This window comes from Klebsiella ornithinolytica (genome assembly GCF_030505655.1).
GTDB lineage: Bacteria > Pseudomonadota > Gammaproteobacteria > Enterobacterales > Enterobacteriaceae > Klebsiella > Klebsiella ornithinolytica.
Map to the genome: position 1 here is coordinate 92886 of NZ_CP130153.1, position 20202 is coordinate 113087.

General features: G+C 56.1%; 17 protein-coding genes and 1 tRNA gene. 7 read left to right on the plus strand and 11 right to left on the minus strand.

Annotated elements, in window-relative coordinates; translation table 11 throughout:
- Window positions 1-136 precede the first annotated feature (136 nt).
- A tRNA-Sec gene (locus Q1L34_RS00445) sits at window positions 137-231 on the minus strand.
- Window positions 232-568: 337 nt separating this feature from the next.
- Between Q1L34_RS00445 and Q1L34_RS00450 the strand changes: the two genes are divergently transcribed.
- Complete coding sequence (locus Q1L34_RS00450) at window positions 569-1306, plus strand: MurR/RpiR family transcriptional regulator (RefSeq protein ID WP_004869009.1); 738 nt, start codon at window positions 569-571, stop codon at window positions 1304-1306.
- A gap of 92 nt (window positions 1307-1398) precedes the next feature.
- Here Q1L34_RS00450 and Q1L34_RS00455 read toward each other — a convergent pair whose 3' ends face one another.
- The 4 genes from Q1L34_RS00455 to Q1L34_RS00470 all read right to left on the minus strand — a co-directional run bounded on the left by Q1L34_RS00455 (window position 1399) and on the right by Q1L34_RS00470 (window position 7838).
- The gene (locus tag Q1L34_RS00455; protein WP_004869008.1) at window positions 1399-2778 is read right to left on the minus strand and encodes a family 4 glycosyl hydrolase; all 1380 of its coding nucleotides are present in this window, start codon (window positions 2776-2778) and stop codon (window positions 1399-1401) included.
- A 13-nt stretch (window positions 2779-2791) separates the two neighbouring features.
- Window positions 2792-4351, minus strand: coding sequence for a PTS transporter subunit EIIC (locus tag Q1L34_RS00460; protein ID WP_015585509.1), 1560 nt, complete (start codon window positions 4349-4351; stop codon window positions 2792-2794).
- A 227-nt stretch (window positions 4352-4578) separates the two neighbouring features.
- Window positions 4579-6294: an AsmA family protein gene (locus Q1L34_RS00465; RefSeq protein WP_327204329.1), complete on the minus strand. Its 1716-nt coding sequence runs from the start codon at window positions 6292-6294 to the stop codon at window positions 4579-4581.
- Between the two features lie 152 nt (window positions 6295-6446).
- On the minus strand, window positions 6447-7838 hold the full coding sequence (locus Q1L34_RS00470; protein WP_004869002.1) for a nucleobase:cation symporter-2 family protein: 1392 nt from the start codon (window positions 7836-7838) through the stop codon (window positions 6447-6449).
- 286 nt (window positions 7839-8124) lie between these two features.
- Between Q1L34_RS00470 and gltS the strand changes: the two genes are divergently transcribed.
- The gene (gltS, locus tag Q1L34_RS00475) at window positions 8125-9327 is read left to right on the plus strand and encodes a sodium/glutamate symporter (protein WP_004868999.1); all 1203 of its coding nucleotides are present in this window, start codon (window positions 8125-8127) and stop codon (window positions 9325-9327) included.
- Window positions 9328-9513: 186 nt separating this feature from the next.
- On the opposite strand, the gene glpK is transcribed toward gltS, so the two are convergent.
- Window positions 9514-11019: a glycerol kinase GlpK gene (glpK, locus tag Q1L34_RS00480; RefSeq protein WP_004868997.1), complete on the minus strand. Its 1506-nt coding sequence runs from the start codon at window positions 11017-11019 to the stop codon at window positions 9514-9516.
- 21 nt (window positions 11020-11040) lie between these two features.
- A complete protein-coding gene (locus Q1L34_RS00485; protein WP_004868993.1) occupies window positions 11041-11886 on the minus strand; it encodes an MIP/aquaporin family protein in 846 nt (281 codons plus the stop codon).
- A gap of 557 nt (window positions 11887-12443) precedes the next feature.
- Between Q1L34_RS00485 and zapB the strand changes: the two genes are divergently transcribed.
- The 4 genes from zapB to Q1L34_RS00505 all read left to right on the plus strand — a co-directional run bounded on the left by zapB (window position 12444) and on the right by Q1L34_RS00505 (window position 16099).
- Window positions 12444-12689, plus strand: a complete 246-nt coding sequence (zapB, locus tag Q1L34_RS00490; protein ID WP_086815662.1) for a septal ring assembly protein ZapB — start codon at window positions 12444-12446, stop codon at window positions 12687-12689.
- Between the two features lie 160 nt (window positions 12690-12849).
- Window positions 12850-13839, plus strand: coding sequence for a sulfate ABC transporter substrate-binding protein (locus Q1L34_RS00495; protein WP_004868989.1), 990 nt, complete (start codon window positions 12850-12852; stop codon window positions 13837-13839).
- A gap of 91 nt (window positions 13840-13930) precedes the next feature.
- Complete coding sequence (locus Q1L34_RS00500) at window positions 13931-14686, plus strand: CDP-diacylglycerol diphosphatase (protein WP_004868986.1); 756 nt, start codon at window positions 13931-13933, stop codon at window positions 14684-14686.
- A gap of 108 nt (window positions 14687-14794) precedes the next feature.
- The gene (locus tag Q1L34_RS00505) at window positions 14795-16099 is read left to right on the plus strand and encodes an SLC13 family permease (protein ID WP_004868985.1); all 1305 of its coding nucleotides are present in this window, start codon (window positions 14795-14797) and stop codon (window positions 16097-16099) included.
- Between the two features lie 112 nt (window positions 16100-16211).
- Here the strand turns inward: Q1L34_RS00505 and tpiA are convergent, their stop codons facing one another.
- Complete coding sequence (gene tpiA / locus Q1L34_RS00510; RefSeq protein ID WP_015585511.1) at window positions 16212-16979, minus strand: triose-phosphate isomerase; 768 nt, start codon at window positions 16977-16979, stop codon at window positions 16212-16214.
- 110 nt (window positions 16980-17089) lie between these two features.
- On the minus strand, window positions 17090-17689 hold the full coding sequence (locus Q1L34_RS00515) for a DUF1454 family protein (protein ID WP_004868981.1): 600 nt from the start codon (window positions 17687-17689) through the stop codon (window positions 17090-17092).
- A gap of 112 nt (window positions 17690-17801) precedes the next feature.
- Between Q1L34_RS00515 and Q1L34_RS00520 the strand changes: the two genes are divergently transcribed.
- Window positions 17802-18230 carry a DUF805 domain-containing protein gene (locus Q1L34_RS00520; protein ID WP_004868978.1) on the plus strand — a complete coding sequence of 143 codons (429 nt, stop codon included), beginning with the start codon at window positions 17802-17804 and terminating at the stop codon, window positions 18228-18230.
- Here Q1L34_RS00520 and fpr read toward each other — a convergent pair whose 3' ends face one another.
- Both fpr and glpX read right to left on the minus strand, forming a co-directional pair.
- Window positions 18231-18977, minus strand: a complete 747-nt coding sequence (gene fpr / locus Q1L34_RS00525) for a ferredoxin--NADP(+) reductase (RefSeq protein ID WP_327204592.1) — start codon at window positions 18975-18977, stop codon at window positions 18231-18233.
- 194 nt (window positions 18978-19171) lie between these two features.
- Complete coding sequence (glpX, locus tag Q1L34_RS00530) at window positions 19172-20182, minus strand: class II fructose-bisphosphatase (protein WP_004868975.1); 1011 nt, start codon at window positions 20180-20182, stop codon at window positions 19172-19174.
- Window positions 20183-20202 lie beyond the last annotated feature (20 nt).

Here is a 20202-nt window from a genome sequence, read left to right on the forward strand (position 1 = left end):
CTGTTCTGGGTTTGGCGAGCGTTGCAGATGATGGTGTATTTTTTGCGCGGATGTCAGCAACCATCGATGGTCGCCTATGGACGATAGTTTTCTTCGCGTATTTTTTAATGAGAAAGTGACGAACGGGGGAGCATTTTGGCGGAAGATCACAGGAGTTGAACCTGCCCGGGACCGCTGGCGGCCCCAACTGGATTTGAAGTCCAGCCACCTCACCGGAGATGACGATCTTCCGCGCCTCGATTGCTACATGGAGGCGGGGCGCATTATAGCTACTTTCAGGCATTTACCACATACCTGAACGCACTTTTTTACTGTTAAAACTGGACTTTACAGAACAGTCTGACACAAACCCTCGTAAAATCAGCGGGTTACACTTTTATATTTTTTCTGCGAGGGCGATCTGGCAGGAAAAAACGACGCTGGAGAGATACGCAGCCGCCACCTTACGTCTCAGCCAGCAGGGCGCATGCATGCCATGTCGCTATTCGTCCTTTCCTGCCAGTGAGTTCCCCCACAGACACTCTTGCCGTTTGGTGGTAGCGTAATCTGCCGCTGAGAGGAGCCCGCCATGGACTTAGAAAATATCTTTCGTGACGTCAAGCTGAGCAAAACGGAAATGACCGTGCTGCGTTTTATCCAGAATGACCCTGAGCAGTGTGTGCGGGAAGGTATCCGCAGCGTCGCTGAGCGCTGCTATAGCAACCCCTCCTCGCTGGTGCGGCTGGCGAAGAAACTGAAGTTCAGCGGCTGGCTGGAGCTGGTCTATTTTATTAAATTCAATATCACCATGCCGAAACTCGATGTCACCAACGACATCGACTACATGAGTATTCAGCCGACAGAGCGGCTGGCGCCGCTGCTGGAAAGCCTGCAGCAGCACCGCATCCTGGTTCACGGCAGCGGCTTCTCGCAGCTGATCGCGCAATATATTTATAATAAGTTTCTGGTGACCGGCGTAAACGCCAGCCTCGCGCTGTGGCCGGATTATGAAATTCTCGAGCAAAAAAACGCCGCCAAATTTGACTCCATCTGGATCGTCTCAAAATCCGGGCGCAGCAGCTCGGCTCTGAACTGGGTTAAGGCGCTGGAAGGGAAAGAGATTAATCTGGTCTGCTTTACCGGCGATTATCAAAGCCCGTTGGCGCAGGCGGCGGATACCGCATTTATTATTCATGACCCGCAGAAGTTCGACGATGATATTTACTGGAGCAACCCGTTTTTTGGCTACTGCATATTAGGTTTTGAACGATTGCTGAAGATGTGGTTCATCGAAATGCGAAAAGAGACGCTGACTCCCCCGGTATGACTGGCTATTGATTCAGGCGCCCCGCTGAGAGAAAGCGGGGAAAGCCCGGGAGCCGATGTTCCCGGGCAAGTGCAGGTTTTCTTCGTTACCGACTATTGCCAGTCGGCGAACTGCGCCTCGTCGAGATAGGCCTCGACAAGGGCTTTGGCCAGCGAAAAAGAGCCGATCAGCGGGTGCGCCATTAATGCGCGTATCGCCAGGGATTTATCGCGCTGCAAAATGGCCGCCACTGCCAGCCGCTCATACTCTTTCACGCTGGCAATCATGTTCTTCTGCGCTGTCGGTACGTGCGCTGGCGTCACCGGTTTTAAGCCGTCTCTGCTCAGATCGCAGCTGATCTCAATCACATCGTCAGGACGCAAGAAATCGAGAGTGCCATTATTGGGCATAGAGACCACGATTCGTTTGGTGGTGCGGCTGTTGACCGCCTCCAGAATATCCAGCGCTACCCCGGCGTAGCCGCCGGTATCCGGCTCCTCGATAAACTGGCGCAGGGTTAACGGTTCGCGGGTATGGAATTTCTCCTGCTGTGACTCGTTCTGCATGTAGCTATTTTCCCGGCGCAGGTAGTGCGTCATCCACAGAGAAAACGCCGCCTGCGGATCGGCTTTCACATCAATGCCGCGCAGCGCGTCCCGCATATCGCGATTGATACGGGCAATCTGCTCGCCGCGTGTTTCGTCCGCGTCCTGAATCGCTTTTAACGCCACTTCGCGATAATAGTAATAATAGAGGTACTCGTTGAGTAATTGCTTATCACACAGCTGAACCAGCTCCGGCGAGAAATACTGCATCGCCGTTTTACGGTATAAATCCGGGTTGGCGATCAGGCGTTCGGTCACCTCTTCCCCACGCACGGTAATGTGGGTAAACCAGGAAAAATGGTTCAGCCCGTAGCACTCGACGCTGAGATCGCGCTCGTCGCAGCCGAGAATCTCGGGCAGTTCGCGAATCAGCTCCGACGGCGCATCGCAAATACCGTACACGCGGCGCTTAAAGCCGGACTTGATGATCGCCTCGGTGACCAGCCCCGATGGGTTGGTAAAGTTAAACAGGATCGCATCCTCGGCGGCATGCTCTTCGATCAGGCGACAGTAGTTGAGGATCGCCGGGATCGAACGCATCGCCATGGCAAAGCCGCCCGCGCCGGTAGTCTCCTGGCCTAAGGTATTATGCTCAAGCGCAATACGCTCATCGCGAATACGACTCTCATCGCCGCCAACCCGCAGGGTGGTAATCACATAATTTGTGCCTTTCAGCGCAGCGACCGGATCGGTGGTCGTACTGAACGCAATATCCGGACGAATCGTATTAAACACGTAACGGGCAATTTCACCAAACAGGGCCAGATTATCTTCCGAGCTGTCCAGAAATACGACTTCCGTTAAACCTATGCGGTGGGCATTATAAGCCAGAGATTTCGCCAGAAATGCAGAGCGAACGCCGCCCCCGCCTAATACGGTTAATTTCATACATCACTCCCAATTAATTTTCTGCCAGCCAGCTATCAACTCGGGAACGAACCTGTCCCACTTTGACGCCATAAATAACCTGAACTTCATTACGATTTCGTACGACGCCATTAGCACCGGTGCTTTTCAATATGAGATCATCAACCAAATCCATATTTTTAATTACCACGCGCAGGCGAGTGAAACAGTTGTCGACCGAAATAATATTTTCTTTGCCGCCGAGGCCACTAATAATCTCATCGGTCACCGACTGCGGATTACCGACCTTTTTACGATAATCTGCTTTGCTGTAGAGCTTCACGTTATCGTCGTCTTCACGGCCCGGTGTTTTTAAATTCAGCTTCACCACCAGGGTGCGGAAAATAACGTAATAAACGGCGAACTGACCGATACCGATAAGTACATACCCAGGCCAGCGCGTTAATGAGACCGGCAGCGGCAGGTTGTAAATCAGGAATTCGATAAGCCCGGATGCGCCCCACGGCCGAACGGTAAAGATGTCACAAACCGCTTGTGACGCGGCGGTCAGGGTGGCGTGAATCACCCAGAGCAGCGGCGACACGAACAGGAAGGTGAACTCAATCGGCTCCGTAATACCGGTGAGCATTGAGGTAATAATGGCGGGCAGCAGAATCGCCTTAGCCATCATTTTTTTCTCCGGTTTCGCCGTGTGATAAAAGGCCAGCGATGCGCCAGCGAGGCCGAAAATCGTGGTCATCCCCTGCTGCGAGAAACGTAGCGCATCGTTCATGACCGGGGTCAGATCCGGGTGGCGCATATAGGCGAGGAAAATCGCCTGGGTACCGGAAACGACCTGCCCGTCAACGTTTAGCGTACCGCCGATTTGCGTGAGCTGGAACGGTGACCAGACAAAATGGTGCAGGCCGGTGGGGATGAGGAATTTTTCAAAGAAGCCATAAACGAAAACCCCCGCCACGCCGGCATTTTTCATAAATCCGGTTAACGCTCCAATACCGTGGGTCATAAACGGCCAGATCCAGGTGAAGGCGATGGCATAGAAAATCACCACCGGAGTCATGGCGACCAGGGTCAGCTTGGCGCCGCCGTACATTGACAGCGCGCCGGGTAGTTCGATGTTCGAAACTTTGTTATGCACCCAGGCGATGGTACAGCCGAGGATAATGCCGAGGAACACCCCCATATCGACGACCACAAAACCGAGCAGTTGCGTCTGACCGGTGCCGTAATATTCGCCATTAATTTTTTCGGCGATGCCGTGGGTATGTTCCAGCCACGAATGGTTGGCGCCCAGAAACATAATAAAACACATCACTGAAACCAGTGCGACTTCTGTTTTTTTATCTTTCGCCAGTCCATAACTAATACCGACGCAAAAAAGTAATCCAAGATTGCCAAACAGCGGCCAGAACGTATCACCGAGTAATTGTCCTAGCTGATGTAAAAAACTGGTTTCAGAAATTAATGTCGGGTTGGTTAAGACAGAACTGAGTGCCAGAATCAGGCCAATGACGGGCAAGAACAAGACTGCACCGATCATTGCTCTGGAGAATTTTTGCATATTCTCCAGAATACGTTGACGTATTGCGGACATAGTCGTTCCTTTATTTTTATATTTACATAGGGTTTTTAATTGTTATCTCTACTTCCAGTATTTTGTTTATAGCAACTCCGATCTTTGAAAGAAACAGGTTGCGGGAAATAGGTACAGATAGCCGCAAAATGCACACAGGTTTCGCAGAGAGAAAGGAGTGCCTGAGGGGCCGATGGACGAAGAGCAGAGCGAGGCCCTCTCTCCGGCGAAGAGAGGGCGGAGGGCGATTACGGTGCTGGCGGGGGAGCGATCGGCTGAGCCGGCTCGCTGTTTAGCTGGCCGTTGCGCATTACTTGCGCAACCTGCTGTTTCTCCATATTCACCGCGCTGAGCTGGCCGTTAACCGTCGGTTTCAGCGGTGCATCGGCCTGCACGCTGCCGCTGGCGGTCAGCTGGAAATTACCGTCGCCGGAAACCGGCAGGGCGGGCCAGCCCCAGGCCTGCAGAATGTTCAGCGGTACGCCGCGGCCGTTCAGGCTCAGCGTGACCTGGCGCTGGGGAAGCTGCGACACCGCGGCGGTGGCCTGCAGAATACCGCGCTCGGTAAAGGCGCTAAGCTCGGTAATGTTGACCGTTGAGGCGTTGGCGCTGAGCTTGAGCGACGGGCGCCGGACGTCAACGCGATTAAACGTGGCGGCGGCGGCGTTCAGCGTTGCGCTGCCGCTCCATACGCCCCAGCGTCGATCCTTCACCAGCTGCAGCTCGCCGCCGTAACCGTCAAGGGCGGTGATCTGCCACGGGAACGTGGGGTCGATATCGATAACCAGGTTGCGGCTGGCGCTGAATTTCTTCAGCGTCAGGCTTTCCAGCCACGTGGGCAGCGACTCCATCCACAGCTGTTTCCAGTTTTCCGGCAGGGTATATTCCAGTCCGGCAAAGGCGGTGTCATCCAACACCAGCGCGTTACCCGCGCGCAGCCAGTTGCCAGAAGTCCGTACCATTCCGCCTTCCCAACGTGAGGAGAACTGGCGCAGCGCGATGCCCTGTGGGGAAAATTCGGCATTGGCGATGGGATCAAGCAGATGCAGCGATCCGTTAATAAATTCGCTGGCGTTCATCGACAGCGTGCCGTCATCGCTTTGCCATCCGCCCTGGCTCAGGGTCAGGTTGCGCAGATTAAGGTCGAGATCCGTCACCGCCCAGTCCGGCCCCTGCAAACGGGCGTCGGTCACGTCGAGACGGCCAATTTGCAGTGAAGGGACGCTGGTCAGCGGGGTAAAGAATTCTGTCAGCGATTTATCGCTCTGCAGGCGAATTTCGTTGAGCTGCAGATTATCAACCCGCCAGCTGCCGTCGGCGCTGCGTTTGGCGTTGCCGGTGAGCGTTCCGCGGGCAATATCGGCGCCCAGCGTGGATAACGTCACTTCACCATTATCAAGGCTTCCCTGGATCAGCACGTTACTGGCATCCACGCCGTTCAGGGTCAGCGAGCCTGCGCTCATCTGAATCTGCGCTTTTTTCCCCAGTACGTTGCCTGCTTCCGGCGCCCACGGGCTGACGCCGCCGGTTACCCGCTGCGCGCTCAGGTCCCAGCCGGTTTCCGGGCTGTTAAACGCCATATTGCGCAACTGCAGACGATCGGCGGCAAAGGGTAAAGAAGCGGAGGACGGCGAGAGATTTAACGTCCCGTCGCTCAGCACAATCTCGTCGGCGTGCAGCGGATCGCTGAACTGGCGGGTACTGAAGCCAATATCCACCGTTTTAGCGACCAGCGTCGGCGGTTTGCCGTCGCGCCCGAAAGTGACATTTTGCAGTTGCAGGTGGAGAGGTGAAGAGAAACTGTGATCCATCGCGTCGAAGGAGACCTGCCAGCCGGTGCCCTCGCTCAGCCAGGCGCTGGCCTGACGCGAGCCCCAGTGGGTCTGTAGCAGGAACCAGGCGGCAACGATGGCGACCAGCAGGGCGGTCAGCAGCCAGAGAATCAACTTTCCAGGAAATTTCATGGTCTTACATCCTGAGCGAGGCACATAAGGCTGTTATGCCCGAATTATGCGCAATCCTCAAGACAGGAATTGTGTAATCAGATGATGTGAGGGGCCAGGAGGGTCAGACTTCAGGCTGCCCCGGCCGCGCGCGACCGGGGAGCGGGGGAGGATCAGCTTTTCTCTGGCGGGAAGACCAGATTCAGCACAATCGCCGTAATACCGCCGGCGGCAATCCCTGAGGAGAGCAGGTTCTTCAGCCAGTCGGGGGCAAACTGCAGGATCAGCGGCTGCTGGGAGACGCCGAGGCCCACTGCCAGCGACAGGGCGATAATCAGAATCGCACGGCGGTTCAGCGGTTCGCGGGAGACGATACGTACCCCGGATGCGGCGATAGTACCGAACATTACCAGCGTTGCGCCGCCGAGCACCGGTTCCGGAATATGCTGGACAAAGCCGCTGACCGCCGGGAACAGGCCCAGCACGATCAGCATCAGCGCCACCACGAAGCCGACATAGCGGCTGGCGACACCGGTCAACTGAATCACGCCGTTATTCTGGCCGAAGCAGGAGTTCGGGAAGGTATTAAAGACGGCGGAGACAAAGGAGTTCAGGCCGTTAGCCAGCACGCCGCCTTTCAGGCGCTTCATATACAGCGGACCGGAGACCGGCTGTTCCGACACGTCAGACGTGGCGGTGATATCGCCGATGGTTTCCAGCGAGGTGATCATAAAGACCAGCATCAGCGGCAGCAGCAGGCTCCAGTCGATGCCCAGACCGTAATAGAGCGGGGTGGGCACGGTAATCAGACTGTCGTTCGCCGGTGCGCTGTTGGCCGGCAGCATATCGAGCAGCCAGGCCGCCAGATAACCTGCCGCCATGGCGATCACCAGCGACGCGATACGCAGATACGGGTTGCGCTGGCGGTTAAGAATAATGATTAGCGCCAGAACGATACCCGCCAGCAGCAGGTTTTTCGGCGCGCCGAAGGTATGGTCGGCCATGGCCGAGTAGCCACCGCCGATGGAGGTCAGCCCGACCTGAATCAGCGACAGGCCGATAATCATCACCACGACCCCGGAGACCAGCGGGGTAATAACCCGTCGGGCCAGGTGCAGGACGCGCGAGATGACCATTTCCGTGCAGCTTGCCAGCATCAGGGTGCCGAACAGCGCGGCCATCATCGTCGGCACGTCGGCGCCACCGGTTTTCAGCGCGGTACCGCCCATAATCAGCGGGGCGACGAAGTTAAAACTGGTGCCCTGAATCGAGAGCAGCCCGGAACCGACCGGTCCCCAGGCTTTAATCTGAATGATGGATGCCACACCGGAGGCGAACAGCGACATACTGATGATGTGCTGAGTGTCCTGAGCCGGAAGGCCCAGCGCCTGACAGATTAACAGCGCCGGCGTGATGACCGCGACAAACATCGCCAGCAGATGCTGAAAGGCGGCGAACAGGGTTTGCGGCAGCGGCGGGCGGTCTTCGAGGCGGTAGATTAATTCGCTGGTTGTTTTATGCGCAACCGGTTGCGCAGCTTCTGACTCGGCGGTGTTAACGGACATCACAAACAATCCCAAGGTGGCAAAGCGGGAATTTTATCGGACTGTAGTACAAAAGCAAACGTTTGCCAGCGTTTGCTGAGAAATATTTATACAACTAACCGGGGGGGGACATTAATTAACATTTTGTATGCTTGATCGCATCAATATCAAAACAAAATATCTTTTCCTGTCATTTTTTGCGCGGTTCTGCTTAAAATCCCCGTCCGATTCCTCAAGATGAGAAGTAATCGACACCGGGAATACCGACGCGTGTGAATGGATCATGCGCCTTTAAGGAGCTCTTTTTATGTTTCATCTCGATACCTTATCGACGCTCGTTGCCGCAACATTGGTGCTGCTGTTGGGCAGACAACTCGTGCAGAATGTCCCCTTCCTGAAAAAATACACCATCCCTGAACCCGTTGCGGGCGGCCTGCTGGTGGCGCTGGCGCTGCTGGTGCTGAAAAAAAGCATGGGTTGGGAAATCGACTTTGATATGAGTCTGAAAGACCCGCTGATGATGGCGTTCTTTGCGACCATCGGTCTGAACGCAAATCTCTCCAGCCTGCGGGCCGGCGGCAAAGTGGTGGGTACCTTCCTGATTGTGGTGGTGGGACTGCTGCTGCTGCAAAACGCCCTCGGCATCGGGATGGCGAAGCTGTTAGGACTGGACCCGCTGATGGGGCTGCTGGCTGGCTCCATTACCCTGTCTGGCGGCCATGGCACCGGCGCCGCGTGGAGTAAGCTGTTTGTTGAACGCTACGGCTTTGCCAACGCCACCGAAGTCGCAATGGCGTGCGCCACCTTTGGTCTGGTGCTGGGTGGGTTGATTGGCGGCCCGGTGGCGCGCTATCTGGTTAAACACTCTTCTTCACCGGACGGAACGCCGGATGATCAGCTGGCGCCAACCGCCTTCGAAAAACCGGATATGGGCCGCATGATCACCTCGCTGGTGCTGATTGAGAGCATCGCCTTAATCGCCATCTGCCTGACGGTAGGGAGGGTGGTTGCGCAACTGCTGACGGGCACCGTCTTTGAACTGCCCACTTTTGTCTGCGTACTGTTTATCGGGGTGATCCTCAGCAACGGTCTGGCGCTGTTAGGTTTCTATCGCGTGTTTGAGCGTGCGGTATCGGTGCTGGGCAACGTTAGCCTGTCGCTGTTCCTCGCCATGGCTCTGATGAGCCTGAAGCTGTGGGAGCTGGCTTCGCTGGCGCTGCCGATGCTGGCGATCCTCGCGGTCCAGACGGTGGCGATGGCGCTGTATGCCATCTTCGTAACCTATCGCATGATGGGGAAAAACTATGATGCCGCGGTACTGGCTGCCGGGCACTGTGGTTTTGGTCTCGGGGCGACGCCGACGGCGATTGCCAATATGCAGGCCATTACCGACCGCTTTGGCCCGTCTCATATGGCGTTTCTGGTGGTGCCGATGGTCGGCGCGTTCTTTATTGATATCGTGAATGCGCTGGTGATTAAGCTGTATCTGCTGTTGCCGATATTCGGCTGAATCCCCGCCGTCTTTCAGGCCACAGGTGCGTTGACTGCGTTTGCTTGCCCCGGTCACATCGTTATCTATGTGACCGGGGATGCATGCACTTGTCGCCTTCCAGTGACCCGAAATCCATTGGGGATTGCCGGATAAAGGTCTGTCGCCCGGTCAACGTTGCGCCACCGGGCAGTCCTGTGGTCGCGGTTACTCGTGTTCTTCCCACGCCAGCGCGCGTTTCACCGCTTTTTTCCAGCCGTTGTAGCGGTAGTTACGCTCGGTAGTTTCGATACCCGGGCGGAACTCGCGCTCAATCACCGCTTTCTCCTGCAGCTCATCCAGATTTTGCCAGAAGCCAACGGCCAGACCTGCGAGGTAAGCGGCGCCCAGCGCCGTCACTTCACGCACTTCCGGACGTTCTACGCGGGTGCCGAGAATATCGGACTGGAACTGCATCAGGAAGTTGTTGGCCACGGCACCGCCGTCGACGCGCAGGGCGTGCAGACGAATCCCTGAATCTGCCTGCATAGCTTCCAGTACATCGCGTGTCTGATAGGCAATAGACTCCAGCGTGGCGCGAATAATATGGTTGGCGTTCACCCCGCGGGTCAGGCCAAAGATGGCGCCGCGCGCATACGGGTCCCAGTAAGGCGCACCGAGACCGGTAAAGGCCGGAACCACATACACGCCGTTGGTATCTTTCACTTTAGTGGCAAAATATTCGGAATCGAAGGCGTCGTTGATCAGCTTCATTTCATCGCGCAGCCACTGAATCGAGGCGCCGGCCATGAATACTGCGCCTTCCAGCGCATAGTTCACTTCCCCACGTGGGCCGCAGCCGATAGTGGTCAGCAGGCCATGCGTTGAGGTTACCGCTTTTTCCCCGGTATTCATCAGCATAAAGCAGCCGGTGCCGTAGGTGTTTTTTGCCATCCCTTCTTTGACGCACAGCTGGCCAAACAGCGCCGCCTGCTGGTCACCGGCGATACCGGCGATAGGAATACGCGTGCCGCCTTTACCACCGATGTTGGTTTGACCGTATACCTCGGAAGACTTGCGCACTTCCGGCAGCATCGCGCGCGGAATATCCAGCGCCTCCAGCATTTTGTCGTCCCAGTCCAGCTCGTGGATGTTGAACAACATGGTACGCGAGGCGTTGGTGTAGTCGGTCACGTGGACGCGGCCCTGGGTCATTTTCCATACCAGCCAGGTATCCACGGTTCCGAACAGCAGTTCGCCGCGTTTTGCCCGCTCGCGGGCGCCTTCCACGTGATCGAGAATCCATTTTACTTTGGTACCGGAGAAGTACGGGTCAACCACCAGGCCGGTGGCCTTGCGAATGTACTCTTCCATGCCGTCACGTTTGAGCTGTTCACAGATCTCTGCGGTACGACGGCACTGCCAGACGATAGCGTTATAGATCGGTTTACCGGTTTCCCGCTCCCACACAATGGCGGTTTCACGTTGGTTGGTGATCCCGATTGCGGCGATCTCGTCGGAGCTAATATCGGCTTTTGCCAGCACTTCAACCAGCGTGGAGCTTTGCGACGCCCAGATCTCCATCGGGTCATGCTCAACCCAGCCTGGATGCGGATAAATTTGTTCAAATTCTCGCTGAGAAACGCTGACGATATTGGCATCGTGATCCATCACAACGGCCCGGGAGCTGGTGGTGCCCTGGTCGAGCGCAACGATATATTTTTTGTCGGTCATAGTATGAGTCCCGTAGTCAGATTACAGCGAAGCGTTGTGTTGCGTAGTCGAGGTGCTTTCTTTCTCTTCCTCGACACAGGTGTCGCAAGGCAGATGGCGGCCGATCAACTTACGATAGCTGAACGCGCCCAGCGCGGCGCCCACCACCGGTGCGCACAGCGGCACCAGGAAATAAGGAATATCTTTACCGCCGGTGAAGGCGACGTCACCCCAGCCGGCAAGCCAGGCGAACGTTTTTGGTCCAAGGTCGCGAGCCGGGTTCATGGCAAATCCGGTCAGCGGTCCCATAGATGCGCCGATAACCGCAATTAACAGGCCGATCAGGAGCGGCGCCAGCGGGCCACGCGGAATCCCATTACCGTCATCAGTCAGTGCCAGGATAACGCCCATCAGGATAGCGGTAATCACCATTTCTACCGCGAAAGCCTGCACAAAATTGATATGTGGGTTCGGGTAAGTGGAGAAAATACCGGCCAGCTCAAGACTTTCGACGCTGCCGCGCACCATATTGTGGCTGTGTTCGAAATCGAAGAAAAGATTGTAGTAAAGCCCGTAAACTAACGCCGCTGCGCAAAAGGCGCCTGCGAATTGAGAAATGATAAAAGGAACAACTTTACGCCCGTCGAAGCAGGCAAACAGCCACAATGCGATAGTGACCGCCGGGTTAAGGTGTGCACCGGATACGCCCGCGGTCAGGTAGATAGCCATGGCCACCCCCAGACCCCAGATGATGCTGATTTCCCACTGACCGAAGCTGGCTCCCGCAACTTTGAGCGCCGCGACGCACCCAACGCCGAAAAAGATCAACAACCCGGTACCTAGGAACTCTGCGATGCACTGGCCTTTTAATGTTGATGTTTGGCTCATATCGAATCCTGAAGCGAAGTGGTGATTATTGTATGTATGAAGGTCGTAGACGACCACGCTGCCTTGTAGGCATAGTGTTAATTTATCGTTAACGAACAAAAACGAGAAATATCGAAATATAAATGTGTGTGCTGCGTCAAGAAAATGAGCGTTTTCGCGCCATAAACGCGTGTTGTGACACATTTGCCCCGCATTTCCGGCGGATTTTGTTAACCCATTGATTAACAATTGCCGGATAACTTCCACAGAAACGCGCCGAATGCGCCAGGTAAAGACTGAAAAGTGTTGCAAACCGCAATCTGCGCGGGTTGTCGCTGGACAGGGAAGGCGGGGATTCATACAATCGACTGCATGACCACTGTAGTGCGCTTATTTTCGTTAAGGCGTCACCGCGTAGGTACACAACATCATTCGGGATGTGTCAAAACGGCAAGCGAATGAATCCTCGCCGCTTACTTCGGTAAGTGTTCGGGAAGAACCCGCTAACGCAGAAGCAGCTTGAAGGACGACGTGTACGGGATAGTACTCTATCAACGCCTTGCAAGTTCAGGAGAGGTATGACGATGTCATTAGAAGTGTTTGAGAAATTAGAATCAAAAGTACAGCAGGCGATTGATACCATCACTCTGTTGCAGATGGAAATCGAAGAGCTGAAAGAGAAGAACAACACGCTGGCGCAGGAAGTTCAGGGCGCACAGCACGGTCGTGAAGAGCTGGAGCGTGAAAACGGTCAGCTGAGAGAACAGCTGCAGGGCTGGCAGGATCGTCTGCAGGCGCTGCTGGGTCGCATGGAAGAAGTGTAACCCTCTCGCCCTCACCCTCTCCTCTCCTGGAGAGGGTAAGCATTCCCCTCCGGTTTACATATACTCGCAAGTTATAGCCAATCTTTTTTTATTCTTTAATCATTGTTTCGCTTTCTGGCACGCTTAACTCATCACAACACGACATAAAGAGAGCGGTGCGATGAACAAGTGGGGCGTTGGGTTAACTCTGTTGCTGGCATCCGCCAGCGTTCTGGCCAAAGACATTCAGTTATTAAACGTATCTTATGATCCAACGCGCGAGCTGTACGAACAGTACAACAAGGCATTCAGCGCGCACTGGAAACAAGAAACCGGCGACAATGTGGTGATTCGTCAGTCGCATGGCGGCTCCGGCAAACAGGCGACGTCGGTGATCAACGGTATCGAGGCTGATGTCGTGACGCTGGCGCTGGCCTACGATGTTGATGCGATCGCGGAACGCGGCCGTATCGATAAAAACTGGCTGAAACGTCTGCCGGATAACTCCGCGCCGTATACCTCCACCATCGTGTTCCTTGTACGTAAAGGCAACCCAAAACAGATTCATGACTGGAACGACCTGATTAAACCGGGTGTGTCGGTGATTACGCCAAACCCGAAAAGCTCCGGCGGCGCACGCTGGAACTACCTGGCCGCCTGGGGCTATGCCCTGCACCAGAATCACGGCGACCAGGCAAAAGCCCAGGAGTTTGTGAAGGCGCTGTATAAAAACGTCGAAGTGCTGGACTCCGGCGCGCGCGGTTCGACCAATACCTTTGTTGAACGCGGGATCGGCGATGTGCTGATTGCGTGGGAGAACGAAGCGCTGCTGGCGGCGAACGAGCTGGGCAAAGATAAGTTTGAAATTGTGACTCCGAGCGAATCGATTCTTGCTGAACCGACCGTCTCCGTGGTTGATAAAGTGGTCGATAAAAAAGGCACCCGCCAGGTAGCTGAAGCTTACCTGAAGTATCTCTACTCGCCGGAAGGCCAGGAGATTGCGGCGAAGAACTTCTATCGCCCACGTGACCCGGCAGTCGCGAAGAAATATGCCGATGAGTTCCCGAAACTGAAGCTGTTCACCATCGACCAGGAGTTTGGTGGCTGGACGAAGGCACAGAAAGAGCACTTCTCAAACGGCGGTACTTTCGACCAAATCAGTCAGCGTTAATCGTTCCGAACGCCCGGTTAAATAACCGGGCGTTTTTATTTAGTCATCAAACTACGCTACTCTTCCGTTTCTGGCTGGACAGGAAAAGATGATGAGAAGAGTACGATACCTTTTATGGCTGCTGCTGGTGCTTGTACTGGCAGCGGCGGCCGGCGGCTGGTACTGGCTGCATTCCGGTAACCCTGACGCGCTGCGACAGATTGTTTTGCAGCAATGCGTTCCTAATCAACAGCAGCACCAAACTCCCTCGCCGTGTGCCGACGTCAATCTGCAGGGCGGCTACGTGCTGTTTAAAGATCGCAACGGGCCCTTGCAGTATCTGCTGATGCCGACCTATCGAATTAACGGCACCGAGAGCCCGCTGCTGCTCGACCCGTTAACGCCGAACTTCTTCTGGCAGGCATGGCAGGGGCGCGACATCATGAGCGAACGCCGCGGTTCAGCGGTACCGGATAACGCCGTGTCATTAGCCATTAACTCCCGCAGCGGACGCACGCAAAACCATTTCCATATTCATATCTCCTGCTTACGCGAAGATGTGCGCGCCCGGCTGGATAACGATGCCGCCGCTATCAGCAGCCGATGGCTGCCGCTTCCCGGTGGTTTGCTCGGCCATGAATATCTCGCGCGGCGAGTCACTGAGTCCGAGCTGGCGCAGCGTAGCCCGTTTCTGATGCTGGCGGAAGAGGTGCCGGAGGCGCGTGAACATATGGGGCGCTTTGCGCTGGCGATGGCGAAGCAGAGCGATGGCTCGCTGGTGCTGCTGGCAACCGAGCGCAACCTGCTGACCCTGAATCGCGCCTCTGCTGAAGAGATCCAGGACCATCGCTGCTTGATTCTGAAATAACCTTTATTGCTGAGCCATGCAGGTTCCTGCATGGCTGGCTATTTTTTGATAGGTTTACCTGCCTCGCCCCCGATCGTATTCTTGCTGAAAAAACGACAGGAGACAGGCATGTCGCTCTGGTTTTCTCACCCTCTGTTTCTTCCCTCGCTGATTATCGCGATAACCATTGTGCTGTGGGCGACCTCGCTGTTGCCGGAGTTTATGACCGCGCTGCTGTTTTTCGCGGCGGCGATGATCGCCAAAATTGCGCCGCCGGAAGCGATCTTTGGCGGGTTTGCCTCGTCGGCATTCTGGCTGGTATTCAGCGGCTTCGTTCTCGGGATTGCGATTCGTAAAACCGGGCTGGCGGACAGAGCGGCACAGGCGCTATCGGCGCGACTGACGGACTCCTGGCCGTTGATGGTGGGTAGCGTCGTGCTACTCAGCTATGCGCTGGCCTTCGTGATGCCGTCGAATATGGGACGCATCGCGCTGCTGATGCCCATCGTGGCGGCGATGGCGAAACGGGCCGGTATCGCAGACGGTTCGCGGGCCTGGTATGGCCTGGCGCTGGCGGTGGGTTTTGGGACCTTTCAGCTGTCGGCGACCATTCTGCCCGCCAACGTCCCGAACCTGGTGATGAGCGGCGCGGCCGAAGGTTCTTACGGGATCCACCTTAACTACCTGCCGTATCTGCTGCTGCACACGCCGGTGCTGGGCTGGCTAAAGGGGGGAGTATTAATTGCCCTGATCTGCTGGCTGTTTCCTGGCAAACCGCATCCGCCGCGCGAACTGATCCCGCTTCCGCCGATGAGTCGGGACGAGAAGCGCCTGGCCTGGCTGCTGGCCGTGGTGCTGGTGCTGTGGGTGAGCGAGAGCTGGCACGGTATCGGGCCAGCCTGGACGGGGCTGGCAGCGGCAGTCGTCACGCTGCTGCCGCGGGTTGGCTTTATCAGCGGCGAGGAGTTTTCCAGCGGGGTGAATATTCGTACCTGCATTTACGTCGCCGGGATCCTCGGACTGGCGATTACCGTGACCCAAACCGGCATCGGTGAGGTGGTCGGCAATGCGCTGCTGCACGTGATGCCGCTCGACAAAGAGAGTCCGTTCACCAGCTTCCTGGCATTAACCGGCATGACCAGCGCCCTGAACTTTATTATGACCGCCAACGGCGTACCCGCGCTATACACCACGTTTGCCCAGAGCTTTTCCGATGCCACCGGTTTCCCGCTGCTCAGCGTGATTATGATTCAGGTATTGGGCTATTCCACGCCGCTGCTGCCGTATCAGGCGTCGCCGATTGTCGTGGCGATGGGGTTAGGGAAAGTGCCGGCAAGGGCGGGAATGCTGCTGTGTATCGCCCTGGCGGCGGTGAGCTATTTGATTCTGCTGCCGCTGGACTATCTGTGGTATCAAGCGTTGGGGAAATTGTAGCGGCATAAAAAAGCCCGGATGCGGCGCCTGCGCGCGTTGTCCGGGCTCCTCGTATTGCGTTATTCCTTCGCCCCGGTAAGCGGTACGCCGCCGGGGCCGGACTTAGCGCAGGTTACGCTTTTTTCGCTGCTTCAGCAGCTTTCACGATCACCGCGAAAGCGTCTGCTTTCAGGGAGGCGCCGCCAACCAGCGCGCCATCGATGTCCGGCTGGGTGAACAGTTCTGCTGCGTTAGATGCGTTAACGGAACCGCCGTACTGGATGATGACCTGCTCAGCCACTTTCGCGTCTGCTTTCGCAATGTGATCGCGAATGAATTTATGCACCGCCTGAGCCTGTGCCGGAGTCGCTGATTTGCCGGTGCCGATTGCCCAGACCGGTTCGTAAGCGATAACCACGCCTTCGAATGCCGCAGCGCCCTGAGTTTTCAGAACGGCGTCAATCTGACGTGCGCACACTTCTTCCGTTTTGCCCGCTTCGTTTTCTGCTTCAGTTTCGCCGATGCACAGAACCGGAATCAGACCCTGTTCTTTCAGAACCGCGAATTTCTTAGCGATGAACTCGTCAGACTCGTTGTGGTAAGTACGACGCTCAGAGTGACCGATGATGATGTATTCAGCACCGACATCTTTCAGCATTTGAGCAGAGGTTTCACCGGTGAATGCGCCGGACAGGTTCAGGTCAACGTTCTGCGCGCCCAGGTGAATGTGGCTACCTTCTGCCGCATGCTTAGCCAGATCGATGTACATTTCTGGCGGAGCGATTGCAACGGCACAGCCAGAAACGCCAGCCAGTTCGGTACGCAGGTTAGCAACCAGTTCGTTTACCATATGGCGGCTGCCGTTCAGTTTCCAGTTACCCATCACTAAAGGATGTCGCATTTTAATTCTCCACGCTACGTTAAGCGAATTAAGGAATATAGCCACCCGTCAGGGCAGCATGGTCTGTCAAACAGTATAGAGATTCATCGTTGGAAAGGCTTTGCTTTTTGTCATTTATTATTGCTCTCCAGCGTTTCAGATAGCGCCAGCTTAATCGGTTCAACAGCGAAGGTCAGCCCTTTTTCACCGTTGTCTGCGACAACATAACGTATCGCGCCTTCCGTTTCAGAGAAGTAACGTTTTCCCTTGCCGGCGGCGAGCATTTTCTGCAGTTTTTGCTGGCTCTGAGCCACGCTTAAGGTGGGCGCGAACATGCGTAACACGGCGCTCATATACTCCTGCGCTTTGGCCTTCGCCGCTTTCTGCTCGGGCCCCTGAATAGGGAGCCAGGTCACCTGCATCGATTTTATTTTCAGGGTGCCGCGCTCCAGCGCCGTGGAGGCGTAAAGATTTTCATTAATTTTGCTCGCCGCACGCGTCAGATTTTCTCTGTCGCGGCTGGAGGCAATGGCGCGAAATTCATTCAGCTGAAGCTTCGGATTCGCCGCGTTGAATTTTTCCCGAAAGTCGCTGATAGACATATCAAAGGTAGGGGCGCCCGCCAGCAGATAAGGGGCCGTGGCGGAGGATTCGGGCACCGCGGACAACGCCTTCGGGCCGACGGATAAGGCCGTCAGCCCAATAAAACATACAGTCATCCACGTCTTCATGCCGGTCTTTCCTTTTTTTGCCTGCAGACGATTAAAACGGGAACCGTCGCGCTTGTCAAAAAGTGACGGCTTCAGGGTAAACTACGCGAATGATGATGATAAGGAATAAAACATGACCCTACAGCAGTGGATGTTCTCAATTAAGGGGCGTATCGGGCGCCGTGACTTCTGGATCTGGATGGCCATCTGGGTTCTTGCCATGAGCGTGCTCTTTACCCTGGCCGGCACCAATTTGCTCAATGTGCAGACCGCTGCGTTTATCCTGGTGTGCCTGCTGTGGCCGACGGCGGCGGTGACGATCAAACGCCTGCACGATCGCGGTAAATCGGGGATCTGGGCGCTGCTGATGATTCTGGCGTGGATGCTGCTGGCGGGGAACTGGTCGGTGCTGCCTGGCGTCTGGCAATGGGTTGTCGGGCGGTTTGTGCCGACGCTGATTATCGTCATGATGTTCATCGACCTGGGCGCGTTTGTCGGTACCCAGGGCGAGAATAAATTTGGTAAAGATACACAGGATGTTCGCTGGAAGGCGGAGCCCTGATTACCAGTATTGCTCGGCGGTCATGTGGCCCGGCCGGCGGCGTAAATGTTTCGTCATCTGCCGGGTTTCTTTCAACAGCTGCTGGGTATCACGCACCATCTGCGGGTTTCCACACAGCATCACGTGGCTATTATCGGCGTTCATCGGCAGGCCAACGGCCTCTTCCAGGGCGCCGGTGTCGATAAGAAACGGAATCCGTCCGGCCAGCGAACCGGCGGCGGTTTCACGGCTCACGATGGTCTGAATCCGCAGCTTGCCGCCATAGCGCTGTGCTAATTCGCGCATCAGCGGCAGGTAGCTTAAATCGGCCTCATAGCGCACGGCGTGGACCAGCACCAGATTTTTGAAGCGCTCAAGGTCTTTACCTTCCTGCAGAATTGACAGATACGGGCCGAGCGCGGTGCCGGTCGCCAGCATCCATAAGGTCTCGCAGTCAGGTACCTCTTCCAGAACGAAGAATCCCGCGGCCTCGCTGACCAGCTGAACGTCATCGCCCGGTTTGAGCGCCGCAAGGCGTGGGCTGAGCTTACCGTCCGGGACGGTGACCAGATAGAACTCCAGATCGGGATTGCCCGGTGCGTTAACGTAGGAATAGGCGCGCTGAACGCGCTCCCCGTCAATTTCCAGCCCGAGCTTGGTAAATTGCCCGGCGGTAAACGGGTGAACCGGCGCGTGGACGTACAAACTGAACAGCGTATCGGTCCAGAACTCTATTTTTTTTACTTTACCGTTAACCCAGTCCGCCATCATCTTCTCCCGTTGCGCAAAGCGTTGCCTTATCTTCGTTGCACGCGGCAAAGATTTCCAGCCTGACGGCGCCGAAAAGCTCTATTGATCAAATATTCTCGTCATACTTCAATTGCCTGTGCGTTGGCGGCAGCCGTTTTCGGCCCGTCCCTGGGCCTGGCGCCAGCGTGCAATCCGCACGCGCGATCGGAGGCTTACAGAATATGCAGCTGAATATCCGGGTCTTTACGGTCGAGATAATGAATGGACTGAATGCGGCGAATCGTACGGGATTTACCGCGGATCAGCAGCGTTTCGGTGGTGGCCATATTGCCCTTACGGGTAATGCCATCCAGCAGATCGCCTTTGGTGATCCCGGTTGCGGAGAACACCACATTATCGCTGCGGGCCATTTCGTCCAGGCGCAGCACTTTGCCTGCTTCGATGCCCATCTCTTTGCAGCGCGCCAGTTCGTTCTCGCCGATACGACGGTTTTCTGCGGTATCGCCTTTTACATCGTGACGAGCCAGCAGGCGACCCTGCATGTCGCCGTCCAGAGCGCGGATCACTGCGGCAGAAACTACCCCTTCCGGCGCGCCGCCGATGCCGTACAGGACGTCTACTTCGCTGTCCGGCATGCAGGTCAGAATCGACGCCGCTACGTCGCCATCCGGAATGGCGAAGACGCGAACGCCCGACTGCTGGAGTTCGGCAATCACCGCGTCGTGACGCGGTTTGGCCAGAATGGTGACGGTCAGCTCGGCCAGCGGTTTATTCAGCGCCGCGGCGACATTACGCAGGTTCTCCGCCAGCGGCAGATTGAGGTCAATCGCCCCTTTTGCCCCTGGGCCGACAATCAGTTTTTCCATGTACATATCCGGCGCGTTCAGGAAGCAGCCTTTATCGCCGACCGCCATCACCGCCAGCGCATTGGCCTGGCCCATGGCCGTCATGCGCGTCCCTTCGATAGGGTCAACGGCGATATCCACCGCATCGCCGTTGCCGGTGCCGACCTTCTCACCGATATACAGCATCGGCGCTTCATCGATTTCACCTTCGCCAATGACGATGGTGCCGTCGATATTAATCAGGTTGAGCATAATGCGCATGGCATTGACGGCGGCGCCGTCGGCGGTATTTTTATCGCCGCGGCCCAGCCATTTATAGCCCGCCAGCGCGGCAGCCTCGGTGACACGCGAAAATTCGATGGCCAGTTCTCGTTTCATAATCCACTCGTTGTGAAGAT

Bases quoted from the DNA above. Each gene is read 5' to 3' on its own strand.
- Q1L34_RS00465 (WP_327204329.1), bottom strand. From the start codon at position 6,294: ATGAAATTTCCTGGAAAGTTGATTCTCTGGCTGCTGACCGCCCTGCTG.
- tpiA (WP_015585511.1), bottom strand. From the start codon at position 16,979: ATGCGACATCCTTTAGTGATGGGTAACTGGAAACTGAACGGCAGCCGC.
- Q1L34_RS00495 (WP_004868989.1), top strand. From the start codon at position 12,850: ATGAACAAGTGGGGCGTTGGGTTAACTCTGTTGCTGGCATCCGCCAGC.
- gltS (WP_004868999.1), top strand. From the start codon at position 8,125: ATGTTTCATCTCGATACCTTATCGACGCTCGTTGCCGCAACATTGGTG.
- Q1L34_RS00455 (WP_004869008.1), bottom strand. From the start codon at position 2,778: ATGAAATTAACCGTATTAGGCGGGGGCGGCGTTCGCTCTGCATTTCTG.
- glpX (WP_004868975.1), bottom strand. From the start codon at position 20,182: ATGAAACGAGAACTGGCCATCGAATTTTCGCGTGTCACCGAGGCTGCC.
- Q1L34_RS00505 (WP_004868985.1), top strand. From the start codon at position 14,795: ATGTCGCTCTGGTTTTCTCACCCTCTGTTTCTTCCCTCGCTGATTATC.
- Q1L34_RS00450 (WP_004869009.1), top strand. From the start codon at position 569: ATGGACTTAGAAAATATCTTTCGTGACGTCAAGCTGAGCAAAACGGAA.
- Q1L34_RS00515 (WP_004868981.1), bottom strand. From the start codon at position 17,689: ATGAAGACGTGGATGACTGTATGTTTTATTGGGCTGACGGCCTTATCC.
- Q1L34_RS00500 (WP_004868986.1), top strand. From the start codon at position 13,931: ATGAGAAGAGTACGATACCTTTTATGGCTGCTGCTGGTGCTTGTACTG.
- zapB (WP_086815662.1), top strand. From the start codon at position 12,444: ATGACGATGTCATTAGAAGTGTTTGAGAAATTAGAATCAAAAGTACAG.
- Q1L34_RS00460 (WP_015585509.1), bottom strand. From the start codon at position 4,351: ATGTCCGCAATACGTCAACGTATTCTGGAGAATATGCAAAAATTCTCC.
- glpK (WP_004868997.1), bottom strand. From the start codon at position 11,019: ATGACCGACAAAAAATATATCGTTGCGCTCGACCAGGGCACCACCAGC.
- Q1L34_RS00485 (WP_004868993.1), bottom strand. From the start codon at position 11,886: ATGAGCCAAACATCAACATTAAAAGGCCAGTGCATCGCAGAGTTCCTA.
- Q1L34_RS00520 (WP_004868978.1), top strand. From the start codon at position 17,802: ATGACCCTACAGCAGTGGATGTTCTCAATTAAGGGGCGTATCGGGCGC.
- fpr (WP_327204592.1), bottom strand. From the start codon at position 18,977: ATGGCGGACTGGGTTAACGGTAAAGTAAAAAAAATAGAGTTCTGGACC.
- Q1L34_RS00470 (WP_004869002.1), bottom strand. From the start codon at position 7,838: ATGTCCGTTAACACCGCCGAGTCAGAAGCTGCGCAACCGGTTGCGCAT.